Below are 15112 nucleotides of genomic sequence, written 5' to 3' on the forward strand. Positions count from 1 at the left end.
AATAATATAATGTCTATCGTTTTAGTTTATTATCGAAGATCGCCAGCGCTTCGGACCCCAGCACGCCCCCGGTGATCTCCACCTTCAGGAACGGCGCCGCATCGGCCATCCTCCGCGCAACGTCGAGGGCAGGGAGCCCGATCTGCGATTGGCGGCCGTATTTCGCCGCAACCTCCTCCAGCGATGCGCCGAAGACCACGCGAGAAAGGCCGCACCACAGAATCGCGCCCATGCACATGGGGCACGGCTCGGCCGTGGCGTAGATCGTCGCCCCCTTCAATTCTTCGGCGGGCCGCGCGGCGAGGAAGCGGCGAATGGCGACCATCTCGGCATGGGCGGTGGGGTCGTTCAGCTGCCGGCCGAGATTGGGGCCACGGGACAGAATTGTCCCGCCCCGTGCGATCACCGCCCCGAAAGGGAAGTCCGACTGAGCGGCCAGGGCGATGGCCTCGCGCATCAGGTCCTCGTCCCCGGGCCTTGGCGGCCCGACCATCGCGTCGGCGCGGGTTGGGGATGGGAAGAGCGCCAGGACGCTGCCGGCCCCGGCGGCAAGTCCGGCGACAACGCTCCGTCGGCTCGGGGCACCTGCGGACGGCTCGGGCCGCCTCTTCGTCGTCGCGTCAGCAGCGGTCATGGCATCCCCCGCAGCGCGTAGCTGACCACGCCGCATTGATTGGAACAACAGCCCGCGCCACAGGTCACCCCAAAAGAAAAGGCCCGGGCTTGCAGCCCGGGCCTCCCTTCATTTGTCTCGCCGAACGGCTCAGTGCGTCGTGGCGCCGCTTCGGTCGCGCTCCAGCGCCTCGTAGACCTGCTGCAGGTCGGCGAGATGGCGGGCCGCACGCTGCTTGGCGTCGTCGCCGGTGGCGTCGTTCGCGTCCTCGCGGGCGTCCTGGATCTGCTGGGCGAGGGCACCGAGATCAAGCTCCTCGACCGGTTTCGCCTCTTCGGCGAGGATGGTGAGTCCAGCCGGGTTCACCTCGGCGAAGCCGCCGCGGACGAAATAGCGCTTGGCGCCGCCGTCGGCCTTGATGGTGAGGATGCCGGGCTTGAGCATGCCGATGAAGGGCGCATGGCCGGCCAGAACGCCGAACTCGCCTTCCGCGCCCGGCACGATCACCTCGGTCACGGCGCCGGAAAAGACGAGGCGCTCGGGGGAGACCAGCTCAAAAGGTAAGGTCGCCATCTGTTCAATCTCCGGGTCGTCCCCGCCGGGGATCCCGCGGGAGCCTGCCGGCCGCCCTCGGGAGGATCAGGCCGGCGGAACGGCTCCGCCATGGGTAGGAGCCGGACGGCTCCGTGAAATCTCGTGTCCGGTCAGCGGCGGCGGTCGGCGACGAAGCCGACGCCCAGGCCGATGATCGCGCCCACCACGGCCGCGAGCAGGATGTGGCGGGTCTGCTCGGAAGTGAGGCCGCCGCGCGGCCCCTCCCCCTGTACGCGGATATCGATGCCCGGGAGGCGCAACTCCGCCACCTGGGGCCGGGTGAGCCAGCCGGTGATGCCACCGGCCAGCAGCCCGAGCACGAGGCAGACGATCTTGATGTTCATCGCGATCGCTCCGCCGCGTGTTTGGGATCAGGCCGCCTCGGCGGCCAGCTTCTTGCCCTTTTCGATGGCTTCGTCGATGGAGCCGACCATGTAGAAGGCCTGCTCGGGCAGGTAGTCGTACTTGCCTTCCACCAGGCCCTTGAAGCCGGAGATGGTGTCCTTCAGGTCCACGAGCTTGCCCGGGGAGCCGGTGAACACTTCCGCGACGTGGAAGGGCTGCGAGAGGAAGCGCTCGATCTTGCGGGCGCGGGCCACGGTGAGCTTGTCCTCTTCGGAGAGCTCGTCCATGCCCAGGATCGCGATGATGTCCTGCAGCGCCTTGTAGCGCTGGAGGGTCTGCTGCACCTGACGCGCCACGTTGTAGTGCTCCTCGCCGATGACCAGCGGGGAGAGGATGCGCGAGGTGGAGTCCAGCGGGTCCACCGCCGGGTAGATGCCCTTCTCGGCGATGGAGCGCGAGAGCACGGTCGTCGCGTCGAGATGGGCGAAGGAGGCGGCGGGCGCCGGGTCGGTCAGGTCGTCGGCCGGCACGTAGATGGCCTGCACCGAGGTGATCGAGCCCTTGGTGGTGGTGGTGATGCGCTCCTGCAGCGCGCCCATGTCGGTGGCCAGCGTCGGCTGGTAGCCCACCGCCGAGGGAATGCGGCCGAGCAGCGCCGACACTTCCGAGCCGGCCTGGGTGAAGCGGAAGATGTTGTCCACGAAGAACAGCACGTCCTGGCCCTGGTCACGGAAGTGCTCGGCGACGGTGAGGCCGGTGAGCGCGACGCGGGCGCGGGCGCCCGGAGGCTCGTTCATCTGGCCGTACACGAGGGCGCACTTGGAGCCGGCGGCAGAGCCGTTGTGCTCGTGGGGATCCACGTTCACCTTGGACTCGATCATCTCGTGATAGAGATCGTTGCCTTCACGGGTGCGCTCACCCACGCCGGCGAACACGGAATAACCGCCGTGCGCCTTCGCGATATTGTTGATGAGCTCCATGATGAGCACGGTCTTGCCCACGCCGGCGCCGCCGAACAGGCCGATCTTGCCGCCCTTGGAATAGGGCGCGAGCAGGTCCACCACCTTGATGCCGGTGACGAGGATTTCCGCCTCGGTCGACTGGTCCGCGTAGGACGGGGCGGGCTGGTGGATGGCGCGCTTGCCGTCGCCGATCACCGGGCCGAGCTCGTCCACCGGCTCGCCGATCACGTTCATGATGCGGCCGAGGGTGGCCTCGCCCACGGGCACCTGGATCGGCGCGCCGGTGTCTGCGACCGGCTGGCCGCGCACGAGGCCCTCAGTGGCATCCATCGCGATGGTGCGGACGGTGTTCTCGCCGAGATGCTGGGCGACTTCGAGCACCAGGCGGTTGCCGTGGTTGGTGGTCTCGAGCGCGTTCAGGATTTCCGGCAGATGGCCGTCGAACTGCACGTCGACAACGGCGCCAATGACCTGGGTAATGCGTCCGGTGGGATTCGCCATGTTCGTCGTCCTTTGTCCTCGTCCAGGCCGTGGTCAGAGCGCTTCGGCGCCGGAGATGATTTCGATGAGTTCCTTCGTGATCATGGCCTGACGCGTCCGGTTGTAGATCAGCGTCTGCTTCTTGATCATGTCGCCCGCGTTCCGCGTCGCGTTGTCCATGGCGCTCATCTGCGAGCCATAGAACGACGCCTGGTTTTCCAGGAGGGCGCGGAAGATCTGCACCGCGATGTTGCGGGGCAGGAGGTCGGAGAGGATGTCCTCCTCGGCCGGCTCGTATTCATAGTCCGGACCGGCCGCGCCCGCGTCCCGCGCCTCGAAGGTGGCGGGGATGATCTGCTGGGCGGTCGGAACCTGCGAGATCACGCTCTTGAACTGGGCGTAGAAGAGCGTGCACACGTCGAACGCACCCTGGTCGAGCAGGGCGAGGATCTTCGACGCGATGGCGTCGGCATCCTTGAAGCTCAGCGTGCGGACGGAGCGCAGGTCCACCAGCTCGATGATGCGGTCGGGATAGACCCGGCGCAGCTGGTCGTAACCCTTGCGGCCGATGCAGAAGAACTTGACGTCCTTGCCTTCGCCGATCAGCTGCTGCGCCCGCTCGCGGGCGAGGCGGACGATGGAGGTGTTGAAGGCGCCGCACAGGCCGCGCTCGCCGGTCGCCACCAGAAGCAGCTGCTTCTGGGTGGAGCCGGTGCCGGCGATGAGGACGGGCGCCTGCCCGCCGCCGATGATGCCGGCGGCAAGATTGCCCAGCACCGTCTCCATGCGCTCGGCATAGGGACGGGCCGCTTCCGCCGCCATCTGGGCGCGACGCAGCTTCGCCGCGGCGACCATCTGCATCGCCTTGGTGATCTTCTGCGTCGCCTTCACCGAGGCGATGCGGTTTCTTAGGTCTTTCAGGCTCGCCATCGTGCCCGTCCGTCAGGTTCGAGGAACAGGCGCCGTTCAGGCAAAGCTCTTGGCGAAGGCGTCGATGGCCTTCGTCAGCTTCTCCATGGTGTCCTTGGAGATTTCCTTGGACGAACGGATGGCTTCCAGGATTTCGGGATGCTGCGAGCGCAGCGCCAGAAGCAGGCCCTGCTCGAACTCGCGGACCTTGGAGACCGGCAGCGGGTCGAGATAGCCGTTGGTGCCGGCAAAGATCACCGCCACCTGCTCCTCAACCTTCAGCGGAGCGAACTGGCTCTGCTTCAGCAGCTCGGTCAGGCGGGCACCGCGGTTGAGCAGCTTCTGGGTGGAGGCGTCGAGGTCGGAACCGAACTGGGCGAAGGCCGCGAGCTCACGATACTGGGCGAGCTCGCCCTTGATCTTGCCGGCAACCTGCTTCATCGCCTTGATCTGGGCCGAGGAGCCCACGCGCGACACCGAGAGGCCGACGTTCACCGCCGGGCGGATGCCCTGGTAGAACAGGTCGGACTCAAGGAAGATCTGGCCGTCGGTGATGGAGATCACGTTGGTCGGGATATAGGCCGACACGTCGTTCGCCTGGGTCTCGATGACCGGGAGAGCGGTGAGCGAACCGGCGCCGTGGGCGTCGTTCAGCTTGGCCGCGCGCTCCAGCAGGCGGGAGTGGAGGTAGAACACGTCGCCGGGATAGGCTTCGCGGCCCGGCGGGCGGCGCAGCAGCAGCGACATCTGGCGATAGGCCACGGCCTGCTTGGACAGGTCGTCGTGGATGATGAGCGCGTGCATGCCGTTGTCACGGAAATACTCGCCCATGGCGGTGCCGGTGAACGGCGCCAGGAACTGCATCGGCGCGGCGTCCGAGGCGGTGGCGGCGACGACGATGGAATATTCCAGCGCGCCCTGCTCCTCGAGCACCTTCACGAACTGCGCGACGGTGGAGCGCTTCTGGCCCACCGCGACGTACACGCAATAGAGCTTCTGGCTCTCGGGGGCGTCGCCGGCGTTCAGGGGCTTCTGGTTCAGGATGGCGTCGAGCGCCACGGCGGTCTTGCCGGTCTGGCGGTCGCCGATGATCAGCTCGCGCTGGCCGCGGCCGATCGGGATCAGCGCGTCGATGGCCTTGAGGCCGGTCTGCATGGGCTCATGCACCGACTTGCGCGGGATGATGCCCGGCGCCTTCACGTCGACGCGGCGACGCTCGGTGAACATGATCGGGCCCTTGCCGTCGATCGGGTTGCCGAGGGCGTCCACGACGCGGCCGAGCAGGCCCTTGCCGACCGGGGCGTCCACGATGGCGCCGGTGCGCTTGACCGTCTGGCCTTCCTTGATCTCGCGGTCGGAGCCGAAGATCACGATACCGACGTTGTCGATTTCGAGGTTCAGCGCCATGCCGCGCGTGCCATTCTCGAACTCGACCATCTCGCCGGCCTGGACATTGTCGAGGCCGTAGACGCGGGCGATGCCGTCACCGACGGAGAGCACCTGACCGACCTCGGAGACCTCGGCCTCCTGGCCGAAGCCCTGGATCTGCTCTTTCAGGATGGCGGAGATTTCAGCGGCTCGAATGTCCATCAGCGGACCTCTTTCATCGCATGCCGGATAGAATTGAGTTTGGTCTTGAGGGAGGCGTCGACCATGCGGGAGCCGAGCTTCACGATGAGACCACCGAGGATGGACGGATCGACGGTGACGTCGAGGTTCACGTCCTTGCCGGTCTGTTGCGCCAGCGCTTCCTTGAGCGCGGCGAAGTGGGTGTCGCTCAGGGGAGCGGCCACCGTCACCTGCGCCGTCGTCTCGCCGCGCTGGGCGGCAACGAGGGCGGCATAGTCGGAAATCATCCGGGGCAGCGCGAAGAGACGGCGATTCTGCGCCACCAGCTTCACGAAATTCCCGGCAAGACCGGAAATCTCCGCCTGACCAAGAACCGCGGTGATGGCTTTGAGCTGCTCCTCGGCCGAAAAGACCGGGCTCTTCACCAGCCGCGCCAGATCCGCGCTTTCAGCAATCATGGCCGACAGTCGATCGAGATCCGCCTTAACGGAATCGACGGCGCCGGCCTCCCTCGCCAGTTCGAACAGCGCGGTCGCATAGCGCCCCGCCATGCCTGACACGATCGTATCCGCCACCCCGCACCTCTCTCGGACTTCCAGGGCCGGTCACGCACCTTGCGTCACCTCTCCCCAAGCCCTTGATCTGTTGGGAATAAAATTATGCGACCTCGCGAGGGGGCTGAACCCGTCCCTCGAAATCCCGGAGTGCCTAACACAGGCGGATCAAGGCGGCAACATGACGGGAGGATGGCGCATAGGCCGCATTGCCGCACCGCGTCAGGCTTGACCGTAACGCAACCCGCGTCAGGGCCTCAGCTTTGGCCGAGAAACTGCCTGAGCTCCGCCGTCTGAGGATTCGCAAATACATCTTCAGGCGGGCCGATCTCGTGCACGCGGCCCTGGTGCATGAACACCACCCGGTCGCATACTTCCCGCGCGAAGCGCATCTCGTGCGTGACCATGAGCAGCGTCATGCCCTCCTCGGCCAGCTTCTTCACCACGGCCAGCACCTCGTTCACCAGCTCGGGATCGAGGGCGGAGGTGATCTCGTCGCACAGCAAGGCGAGCGGCTTCATGGCGAGCGCCCGCGCGATGGCGACGCGCTGCTGCTGGCCGCCCGAGAGTTCATCGGGGTAGGCATCGAACTTGTGGGCAAGGCCCACCTGCTCGAGGCGCACCCGTGCCTCGGCCTCGGCCTCCTTCTGCGACACCTTCTTCACCACCATGGGCGAGAGCATCACGTTGCGCCCCGCGGTGAGGTGGGGGAACAGGTTGAAGCCCTGGAAGATCATTCCGACCTTCAGCCGGAGCGCGCGCAGGTGCACCTCGTCCGGCAGGAGCTGGGCGCCGGCGACGGTGATGGCGCCGTCATTGATGGTCTCCAGCCCGTTCACGCAGCGCAGAAGGGTCGATTTGCCCGAACCCGACTTGCCGATGATGGCGATGACCTCCCCGGCCGCCACGTCGAGGTTGATGCCCTTCAGCACCTCGTTCTGGCCGAAGCTTTTGCGGACCTCAGTGATGGTGATGAGCGACATTCAGCTTCCTTTCGAGAAGCTGGCTGCTCTTCGACAGAGGCCAGCACAGCACGAAATATATGAGGGCGGCGAAGCCGTAGACGGTGAACGGCTCGAACGTGGCGTTGGTGATGATGGTGGCGGCCTTGGACAGCTCGACGAAGCCGATGATGGAGGTCAGCGCCGTGCCCTTCACCACCTGCACGGAAAAGCCCACCGTGGGCGGCACGGCGATGCGCAGGGCCTGGGGGAGCACCACGTAGCGCAGTTGCTCGAAGAAGCTCATGGCCAGCGAGGAGGAGGCCTCCCACTGGCCCTTCGGAACGGCTTCCACGCAGCCGCGCCAGATCTCCGCGAGGAAGGCGGAGGTCCACAGCGTCAGCGAGACGAACGCCGCCGCCCAGGGCGAGACGTCGAGGCCCATGAGCGGCAGGCCGAAGAAGATGAGGAACAGCTGCATCAGCAGCGGCGTGCCCTGAAACAGCTCGATGTACAGATTGGCCGCCCGTTGCAGCCACACCTTCCGGGCGATGCGGCAGTAGAGCACCACGAGGCCCAGCACGCCGCCGCCGACGAAGGCGAGGATGGAGAGCAGCACGGTCCAGCGCGCGGCGAGGAGGAGGTTGGAGACGATGTCCCAGGTCGTGAATTGGGTCATGTCGCCTTCCTCCGGCGGGGAAAGAGAACCAGCCCGAGCCCCCGCATCACCTGGCGCAGCAGCACCGCCAGCAGGAGATAGAGGAGGGTCGCGACGATGTAGGCCTCGAAGGCCCGGAAGGTGCGTGACTGGATGAAGTTGGCGGCGAAGGTCAGCTCCTCCACCGAGATCTGGGAGCACACCGCAGAGCCGAACATCACGATGACCATCTGCGAGCTGAGCGCCGGCCAGATCTTCTGAAGGGCCGGCACCAGCACCACATGACGGAACGTCTGGATGGGGCTCATGGCGAGGCTCGCGCCAGCCTCGAACTGGCCCCGCGGCGTCGCCTCGATGCCGGCGCGGATGATTTCGCAGGCATAGGCGCCGAGATTGATGACCATGGCGAGGATGGCCGCCTGCATCTCGGTGAGCCCCACGCCGACCGCCGGCAGGCCGAAGAAGATGAAGAACAGCTGGATCAGGAACGGCGTGTTGCGGATCAGCTCCACATAGGCCGAGACGATCGGCCGGAGCCAGCGGGGCCCCAGCGCCTTCGCCCAGGCGCAGGCGATGCCGAGCCCGACGCCGAGCGTGCCGCCGACCACGATCAGCTCCACGGTGATGGCGACCCCCTTCGCCAGCACCGGCCCATAGTCGGCCAGGGATGAGAAATCGAAACTGTAGGCCATGTCCGGCTGGTCCCCCGATGGCGCCGCGCCCGTGGATCGCCCCCCGCCCGGTCACGAGCGGGGAGCGATGTCCTCAGAGGTCCTTCGGCAGCGGGGCGCCGAGCCACTTCTCGGAGATCTTCTCCAGCGCGCCGTCCGCCTTGGCGGCGGTGAGGATGGCGTTGACCTTCTCCAGCAGCTTCGGCTCGTCCTTGTTCAGGCCGACGAAGCAGGGCGAGTTCTTGATGAGCACCTTCACGGTGGGCTTCTTCGGCGGGTTGCGGGCAAGGATGGCGGCGGCCACCACATTGCCGGTCGCAACCACCTTCACCTGGCCCGAAAGGAAGGCCGAGATGGTGGAATTGTTGTCCTCGTAGCGCTTGATGTCGGCGGTGGGCGGGGCGACCTTGGTCAGCTCCAGATCCTCCACGGAGCCGCGGGTGACGCCCACCGTCATGCCGGCGATGTCCTCCACCTTCTCCACCTTCACGTCGGCCGGGCCGAAGATGCCGTTGAAGAAGGGGGCGTAGGCCACCGAGAAGTCGATCACCTTCTCGCGGTCGGGGTTCTTGCCGAGGCTGGAGATGACGAGATCGACCTTCTTGGTCTGCAGGTAGGGGATGCGGTTGGCGCTCGTCACCGGCACCAGCTCCGCCTTCACGCCCAGGCCCTTGGCGATGAGGTTGGCCACGTCGATGTCATAGCCCAGGGGCTTGAGGTCGGTGCCCACCGAGCCGAACGGGGGAAAGTCCTGCGGTACGGCGATCTTGATGACGCCGGCCTTGAGGATGTCATCGAGCGCTTCCGCCTGGGCGGGGGCGGCGGCAAGGCCGAGGGTCAGCGCGCCGCCGAGAGCGGCTGCGGCCAGGGTCCGGGAGAGGAAAGATCTGCGGGTGGCCTGCATGGCGGGACCGAAACTCCTTGGGCGGCGCGTTAAGCGCCATCAGCCCAACGGAGCAAGGGATATGCCAGCGTGCGCCAAATACCGCCGCGCACAGGCGCGGGCGGACCAACCCTTGCGGGCAAGGCCTTCCAAGCTGAACCCAACAACGCAAAATGCCCCGCCCGAGCATTCGGACGGGGCACTTGCCTAAAGTCTAAGCAGATGCCGAACGGTGCGCCGTTCGGCATCTGCTCGGGTCAGTTGGCCTGCGAGGACTTGTTGGGCGTCGCCGGGAAGGCGGCGTTCTTCACGGTGCCCTTCATCAGCTCGACGGCGAGCTTCAGCTGGGTGTCGTCCTTCGGATCCGGCGGGACGTAGGAGGGCGAGCCGGTCTGCTCGTCTTCGCCATTCTTCAGGTGGCCCTTCAGCGAGGCTTCGCCGCGGGTCGAGTCCGTGGTCACGCCCAGCTTCTGCTTCATCTCGTCCGGCAGGTCCTGCACCAGCACGATGTCCGGCTCGATGCCCTTGGCCTGGATGGAGCGGCCCGACGGGGTGTAGTAGCGCGCCGTCGTCAGCCGCAGCGCGCCCTGCTGGCCGAGCGGGATGATGGTCTGCACCGAGGCCTTGCCGAAGGTGCGCGAGCCCAGGACGGTCGCGCGCTTGTGGTCCTGCAGGGCGCCGGCGACGATCTCGGAGGCCGAGGCCGAGCCGCCGTTCACCATCACGATCACCGGCTTGCCCTTGGTGAGGTCGCCGCCACGGGCGTTGAAGCGCTGCGTCTCTTCCGGGTTGCGGCCACGGGTGGAGACGATCTCGCCGCGATCGAGGAAGGCGTCGGACACCGCCACCGCCTGGTCAAGCAGGCCGCCGGGGTTGTTGCGCAGGTCGATGATGTAGCCCTTGATCTTGTCCGGGCCGATCTTCGCGGTCAGGTCGTCTATGGCCTTCTTCAGGGTCTCGAAGGTCTGCTCGTTGGTGAAGGAGTTGATGCGGATGTAGGCGATGTCATCCGCCTCCACGCGCGAGCGCACCGTCTGCAGCTTGATGGTGTCGCGCACCAGCTTCACTTCGATGGGCTTCTCGGTGCCCTTGCGCAGGATGGTGAGCGTGATGGGCGTGTTCACCGGCCCGCGCATCTTGTCCACCGCCTCGTTCAGGGTCATGCCCTGAACCTGGTCGCCGTCGAGCTTGGCGATGAGGTCGCCGGACAGCACGCCGGCCTTGGCGGCGGGGGTGCCCTCCATGGGGGTGACGACCTTCACCAGGCCGTCTTCCATGATGACCTCGATGCCGAGGCCGCCGAACTCGCCGCGCGTCTGCACCTGCATGTCACGGTGGTTCTTCGCGTCCATGTAGGAGGAGTGCGGGTCCAGCGACTGGAGCATGCCGTTGATGGCCGCCTCGATCAGCTTGGCGTCATCGGGCTTCTCGACATAGTCGGCGCGCACGCGCTCGAACACGTCGCCGAACAGGTTGAGCTGCTTGTAGGTATCCGACGACGCGGCCTCGGCCGCGGTCCCGAGGATGAGCCGTGGCTGGACCGCTGCAACCGCCACGAGGGCGCCAGCCGCCACGCCAAGAAGAAAGAGAGACGTCCGACGCATTATCCACGTACCTTCTGAATGTCCGTTGCCGCCCACCAAGGCGTGGGATCGATCGAGGACCCGTCTTTTCGGAACTCGACATACAATTGGGGCTGTCCCGTGGCCGTTCCCGGCGACGGTGAGCCGTTCTGGGCGGATGCGCCGCTACCCCCCGGACCGCGCTGCACCGTGCCCCCCACGGTGCGGGACAGGCCCCCCATGACCCCCACCGGCTCGCCCGCGAGGACGAACTGGCCGAGGTCCACGGTGATCCGTTCCATGCCTGCCATCAGAATATGGTAGCCACCGCCCGCGTTGATAATCAAGAGTTGGCCATAGCTGCGGAAGGGGCCGGCATAGACCACCCAGCCGTCCGCCGGGGCGCTCACCGGGGCGCCGGCCCGGGTGGCGATGGTCATGCCCTTCTCGCTACCTCCCACCCCATCCGCCGCGCCGAAGGTCCGCACCGTCACGCCGGCGACCGGAAGAGGCAGCAAGCCTTTGGCCTGCGGGAAAGCGATGGCCGGCGTCAGGCGCGCCGGATCTTTCAGCGCGGCAAGGTCAGGCCGCCCGGCTTCCTGGGGGCGCGTCACCGCCTGCGCGGCGTCGGCAGCCCTTGCGGAAGGGGCCACCTCATTCTCCAGTCTCGTCACGAGATCGTGCACATCGCCAGTGGCCTTGGCGACGCTTTCGGCCTGCGCCTTGTCGCTGGACGCGACCGGATGCTCCTCCGCCTGCCGCTTCTGGCGCTCGCCCACCAGCGCAGCGAGGCGGCGGCTGTCCTCGTCGAGGTCGGCGCGCAGGGTGGTGAGGCGGTCGCGGGCTGCGGCGAGCTCGGTGCGCACCCGTGACAATTCGGAAAGATCGGAGGCCAGCGTCTCCGCCTCCACCCGCAATTCGGGCAGCAGCGCGCCGAGCAGGATGGCCGAGCGCACCGCATCCAGCGCATCGTCCGGGCGCATGAGGATGGCGGGGGGCGGCTCCCGCCCCATGCGCAGCAGCGCGGCCAGCACCTGGGCGAGGACGCCCCGGCGTTTGCCCAGCGAGGTGTTGAGATCTGCGGCGGAACGATCCAGCTGGACGATGCGGCCTTCCACGTCGATGAGCTGCTGCTCCACCGCGCGGGTGCGGGCGGCCGTGTCGAGCAGCATCTGGTTGAGACGGCCGCGATCGCCCTTGGCGGCCTCGAGATCCTCGCGCAGCTGGCGCTGCGCCTCCTCGGAGCCTTTCACGTCGGCCCTCAGGGCGTCCGTGTCGATACCGGAGCGGTTGACCGGCGGCGGCAGCGGAACAGCCGGGGCGGGCGCGCCCGGCTGGGCGATGGCCGCGGGAACGCGAAGCCACGGCGCCGCGGCCACAAGGGCCGCAGCCAGCGTCAGGAAGATCAGGACCGACCGGGGCATCATGAACCGATCCTCAACGAACAGGGTTGAGGATCGGTAAAGCCCAAGCCGATCCCGGGCGGCTGTTCGGGCTCGCGCGCCCTCAGCCCTCCATGCTCTCCAGCTCGGAGATCATCCGGTCGATGAGGTTGAGGCCGGTCTGCCAGAAGGCCGGGTCGCGCGCGTCGAGGCCGAAGGGCGCGAGCAGCTCCGCATGGTGCTTGGTGCCGCCCGCCGCGAGCATCTCCAGATACCGTTCCGCAAAGCCGTCGGACGCCTTCTCGTACACCGCATAGAGCGAGTTCACGAGGCAGTCGCCGAAGGCATAGGCGTAGACGTAGAAGGGCGAGTGGATGAAGTGCGGAATGTAGGTCCAGAAAGTCTCGTAGCCCGCGCCGAGGTGGATGGCCGGGCCGAGGCTCTCGCTCTGCACACCCATCCAGATCTCGCCGATCTTCTCGGAGGTCAGCTCGCCCTGGCGGCGCTCGGAATGGACGTTGCGCTCGAAGGTATAGAAGGCGGTCTGGCGGACCACCGTATTGATCATGTCCTCCACCTTCTGGGCGAGCATGATCTTGCGGGTCCTGGGATTTTCCGCCGAGTCGAGCAGCTTGCGGAAGGTCAGCATCTCGCCGAACACGGAGGCGGTCTCCGCCAGCGTCAGCGGGGTCGGCGCCATGAGCGCGCCCTGCCGGGCGGCGAGCACCTGATGGACGCCGTGGCCCAGCTCATGGGCGAGCGTCATCACATCCCGCGGCTTGCCCTGGTAGTTGAGCAGCACGTAGGGGTGCGCCGACGGCACGGTGGGATGGGCGAAGGCACCGGGTGACTTGCCGGGGCGGACCGGCGCGTCGATCCAGGACTTGTCGAAGAAGGTGCGGGCGATGTCGGCCATCTTCGGCGAGAAGTTGCCGTAGGCGGTGAGCACCGTGTCCTTCGCCTCGCCCCAGCCGATGTCGCGGCTCTCCACCTTCGGAAGCGGCGCGTTGCGGTCCCAGAACTCCAGCCGCTCCTTGCCGAACCAGCGGGCCTTCAGCGCGTAATAACGGTGCGACAGGCGCGGATAGGCCTCGCGGATGGAGGAGACCATGGCGTCCACCACCTCCTTCTCCACCCGGTTGGCGAGGTGGCGGGAGGAGGCGACATCGGGGAAGCCGCGCCAGCGGTCGGAAATTTCCTTGTCCTTCGCCAGCGTGTTGGTGATGAGCGTGAACAGGCGCAGGTTCTTGGAGAACGTATCCGCAAGGGCGAGGCCGGCGGTGCGGCGTACCTCCTCCTTGGTGTCCTGCATGAGGTTCAGCGTGGGCTCGATGGCCAGTTCCTGCCCGTCCACGTTGAAGCGCAGGGAGGAGATCGTCTCGTCGAACAGCCGGCTCCAGGCGCTGCGCGAGGGGCTCGACTTCTCGTGGAACAGCTGCTCGATCTTGTCGTCGAGCTGATAGGGCTTGTCCTTCCTCAGATCCTCGATCCACGGCCGGTAGTGGCCGAGCGCCGGATCGGCCATGGCGGCTTCCAGTGCCGCGTCGTCGAGGCGGTTCAGCTCCAGCGTGAAGAACAGGAGATGGGTGGACGAATCGGTCAGCCGCTCCTGGATGTCGCCGTAGAATTTGGCGCGGGCCGGGTCCGAGGTGTCGCCGGCATAGACCAGGCTGCCATAGGAGGCGATGCGGCCGAGGAGGTCGTCCACCGCCTCATACCGCCTCACCGCCTCGGCAAGCGCCGCGCCGGCACCGGGCGCTGTGAGGATATCGGAGAGCTTGCCCTTGTAGGCGGCCTCGAAGGCCTTGCACTCGGCATCGGCCTTGGTGATGTCGGCGGCCAGCTCCGGCGCGTCCATCCCGGCATAAAGGTCGGTGAGGTTCCATTCCGGCAGCGTCTCGGTGGCGGAGGCGGTGGCTGCGGCGGTCTGGGCGGCGTGACGGGCGGCGGCAAAGGCGCTTTCGAAATCGTGCGAACGAACGGGCATCGCCGAAATGCGGGCAATGGCGTGCGGGAGACTGTGCGGCATGGAACCTCCGGAAACGGCGGCGCGGTCCATTTCGGCCACACCGCTCCTTGCTTCGATCGTGGCGGACAAAATCGCCGCAATGGCTCCGCGCCGCAAGCCGGGTCGAAGCGGGCGCCTGCGGCCGGCGTCGGAATGGGCTGAACTTGGGTCAGGGGTTCTTAACCATCACCGCCCAATGTCGGGGACGAATCCCCCGTACCGAGTCGCCCGCCACTCCATGTCTTCTTCCCTCCTCATCGTCGAAGACGATTCCGAAGAGGCGCGCCGCCTCGAACAGGCGCTCACCCGAATGGGCTACCGCTGCACCGTCGCGCAAGACGGCGACACGGCCCTTGCCCGGCTTGCGGCGGAGCAATTCGACGCGGTGCTGCTCGATCTGGTGCTGCCCGGGCTCGATGGCATGGGCGTCCTCTCCGCCCTGACGGCGGCGGGGGACGAGACCCCTGTCGTCGTTCAGGTGACCTCCGCCGGCCTGGACGCCGCCGGCGGCGCCATCCGGGCGGGCGCCCGCGATTTCGTGGTGAAGCCGGCCGGCGCGCTGCGCCTGGAAGTGGCGCTCACCAATGCCATCGCCCTGGGCCGGGCCTCAGGCGGGAGCCGCCCGGCGGTCCGGCAGGCGGGTGCGGTCGCAACTCCGGATAATGTGATCGCGTTTCCGTCCCACGCGGCCCAGGCGCGCGCCGCCGGTGCTGCGGATGCGGCCATCGGCGCCACCTTTGCCCATCTGGATGCGTCCGGCCATGCCCGCAGGCTGGACCAGATCGAGGCGGAAGCCATCCGTTTCGCTTGCCATCTCTACGGCGGGCGAATGGCGGAGGTGGCGCGGCGCCTCGGCATCGGCCGCTCGACGCTTTACCGCAAGCTCGCGGAGCTCGACGGCGCAGAGGTAGAGACCAACCACCAACTGGAACCGTCAGCGGCGCAATTTGTTGCTGCCGAGTGACAAGGCACCACAAACCC

15 protein-coding genes are annotated in these 15112 nt (G+C 67.1%); 1 reads left to right on the forward strand and 14 read right to left on the reverse strand.

Annotation, left to right across the window (positions count from 1 at the left end; all coding sequences use genetic code 11):
• Positions 1–13 precede the first annotated feature (13 nt).
• The 14 genes from V5F63_RS24135 to V5F63_RS24200 form a co-directional block, all read right to left on the reverse strand.
• Complete coding sequence (locus tag V5F63_RS24135; RefSeq protein ID WP_209486628.1) at positions 14–457, reverse strand: nucleoside deaminase; 444 nt, start codon at positions 455–457, stop codon at positions 14–16.
• Positions 458–763: 306 nt separating this feature from the next.
• Positions 764–1186 carry a F0F1 ATP synthase subunit epsilon gene (locus V5F63_RS24140; protein ID WP_209486630.1) on the reverse strand — a complete coding sequence of 141 codons (423 nt, stop codon included), beginning with the start codon at positions 1184–1186 and terminating at the stop codon, positions 764–766.
• A gap of 131 nt (positions 1187–1317) precedes the next feature.
• On the reverse strand, positions 1318–1551 hold the full coding sequence (locus V5F63_RS24145) for a hypothetical protein (protein WP_168457145.1): 234 nt from the start codon (positions 1549–1551) through the stop codon (positions 1318–1320).
• 27 nt (positions 1552–1578) lie between these two features.
• A complete protein-coding gene (gene atpD / locus V5F63_RS24150) occupies positions 1579–3015 on the reverse strand; it encodes a F0F1 ATP synthase subunit beta (protein WP_209486632.1) in 1437 nt (478 codons plus the stop codon).
• A 33-nt stretch (positions 3016–3048) separates the two neighbouring features.
• A complete protein-coding gene (locus tag V5F63_RS24155; protein ID WP_209486634.1) occupies positions 3049–3924 on the reverse strand; it encodes a F0F1 ATP synthase subunit gamma in 876 nt (291 codons plus the stop codon).
• Between the two features lie 36 nt (positions 3925–3960).
• Positions 3961–5493: a F0F1 ATP synthase subunit alpha gene (gene atpA, locus V5F63_RS24160; protein WP_209486636.1), complete on the reverse strand. Its 1533-nt coding sequence runs from the start codon at positions 5491–5493 to the stop codon at positions 3961–3963.
• On the reverse strand, positions 5493–6047 hold the full coding sequence (locus V5F63_RS24165) for a F0F1 ATP synthase subunit delta (RefSeq protein ID WP_209486643.1): 555 nt from the start codon (positions 6045–6047) through the stop codon (positions 5493–5495). Before V5F63_RS24165 ends, atpA begins: the two co-directional genes overlap by 1 nt.
• Before the next feature lie 236 nt (positions 6048–6283).
• Positions 6284–7009, reverse strand: a complete 726-nt coding sequence (locus V5F63_RS24170; protein WP_209486645.1) for an amino acid ABC transporter ATP-binding protein — start codon at positions 7007–7009, stop codon at positions 6284–6286.
• Positions 6987–7646, reverse strand: a complete 660-nt coding sequence (locus V5F63_RS24175) for an amino acid ABC transporter permease (protein ID WP_209486647.1) — start codon at positions 7644–7646, stop codon at positions 6987–6989. Before V5F63_RS24175 ends, V5F63_RS24170 begins: the two co-directional genes overlap by 23 nt.
• On the reverse strand, positions 7643–8317 hold the full coding sequence (locus V5F63_RS24180) for an amino acid ABC transporter permease (RefSeq protein WP_209486653.1): 675 nt from the start codon (positions 8315–8317) through the stop codon (positions 7643–7645). Before V5F63_RS24180 ends, V5F63_RS24175 begins: the two co-directional genes overlap by 4 nt.
• Positions 8318–8390: 73 nt before the next feature.
• The gene (locus V5F63_RS24185) at positions 8391–9200 is read right to left on the reverse strand and encodes a transporter substrate-binding domain-containing protein (RefSeq protein WP_209486659.1); all 810 of its coding nucleotides are present in this window, start codon (positions 9198–9200) and stop codon (positions 8391–8393) included.
• A 236-nt stretch (positions 9201–9436) separates the two neighbouring features.
• A complete protein-coding gene (locus tag V5F63_RS24190) occupies positions 9437–10786 on the reverse strand; it encodes a S41 family peptidase (RefSeq protein WP_209490039.1) in 1350 nt (449 codons plus the stop codon).
• Positions 10783–12168, reverse strand: coding sequence for a murein hydrolase activator EnvC family protein (locus V5F63_RS24195; RefSeq protein ID WP_394030177.1), 1386 nt, complete (start codon positions 12166–12168; stop codon positions 10783–10785). Before V5F63_RS24195 ends, V5F63_RS24190 begins: the two co-directional genes overlap by 4 nt.
• A gap of 79 nt (positions 12169–12247) precedes the next feature.
• Positions 12248–14110: a M3 family oligoendopeptidase gene (locus V5F63_RS24200; RefSeq protein WP_394102884.1), complete on the reverse strand. Its 1863-nt coding sequence runs from the start codon at positions 14108–14110 to the stop codon at positions 12248–12250.
• A 259-nt stretch (positions 14111–14369) separates the two neighbouring features.
• Between V5F63_RS24200 and V5F63_RS24205 the strand changes: the two genes are divergently transcribed.
• Positions 14370–15095 carry a response regulator gene (locus V5F63_RS24205; RefSeq protein ID WP_394102861.1) on the forward strand — a complete coding sequence of 242 codons (726 nt, stop codon included), beginning with the start codon at positions 14370–14372 and terminating at the stop codon, positions 15093–15095.
• The last annotated feature ends 17 nt before the right edge of the window (positions 15096–15112 follow it).

Origin of the sequence: Xanthobacter wiegelii, assembly GCF_043193855.2 — a bacterium.
GTDB lineage: Bacteria > Pseudomonadota > Alphaproteobacteria > Rhizobiales > Xanthobacteraceae > Xanthobacter > Xanthobacter flavus_A.

Bases quoted from the DNA above. Each gene is read 5' to 3' on its own strand.
- V5F63_RS24155 (WP_209486634.1), bottom strand. From the start codon at position 3,924: ATGGCGAGCCTGAAAGACCTAAGAAACCGCATCGCCTCGGTGAAGGCG.
- V5F63_RS24195 (WP_394030177.1), bottom strand. From the start codon at position 12,168: ATGATGCCCCGGTCGGTCCTGATCTTCCTGACGCTGGCTGCGGCCCTT.
- V5F63_RS24180 (WP_209486653.1), bottom strand. From the start codon at position 8,317: ATGGCCTACAGTTTCGATTTCTCATCCCTGGCCGACTATGGGCCGGTG.
- V5F63_RS24145 (WP_168457145.1), bottom strand. From the start codon at position 1,551: ATGAACATCAAGATCGTCTGCCTCGTGCTCGGGCTGCTGGCCGGTGGC.
- V5F63_RS24175 (WP_209486647.1), bottom strand. From the start codon at position 7,646: ATGACCCAATTCACGACCTGGGACATCGTCTCCAACCTCCTCCTCGCC.
- atpD (WP_209486632.1), bottom strand. From the start codon at position 3,015: ATGGCGAATCCCACCGGACGCATTACCCAGGTCATTGGCGCCGTTGTC.
- V5F63_RS24200 (WP_394102884.1), bottom strand. From the start codon at position 14,110: ATGCCCGTTCGTTCGCACGATTTCGAAAGCGCCTTTGCCGCCGCCCGT.
- V5F63_RS24140 (WP_209486630.1), bottom strand. From the start codon at position 1,186: ATGGCGACCTTACCTTTTGAGCTGGTCTCCCCCGAGCGCCTCGTCTTT.
- V5F63_RS24205 (WP_394102861.1), top strand. From the start codon at position 14,370: ATGTCTTCTTCCCTCCTCATCGTCGAAGACGATTCCGAAGAGGCGCGC.
- V5F63_RS24170 (WP_209486645.1), bottom strand. From the start codon at position 7,009: ATGTCGCTCATCACCATCACTGAGGTCCGCAAAAGCTTCGGCCAGAAC.
- V5F63_RS24185 (WP_209486659.1), bottom strand. From the start codon at position 9,200: ATGCAGGCCACCCGCAGATCTTTCCTCTCCCGGACCCTGGCCGCAGCC.
- atpA (WP_209486636.1), bottom strand. From the start codon at position 5,493: ATGGACATTCGAGCCGCTGAAATCTCCGCCATCCTGAAAGAGCAGATC.
- V5F63_RS24135 (WP_209486628.1), bottom strand. From the start codon at position 457: ATGCGCGAGGCCATCGCCCTGGCCGCTCAGTCGGACTTCCCTTTCGGG.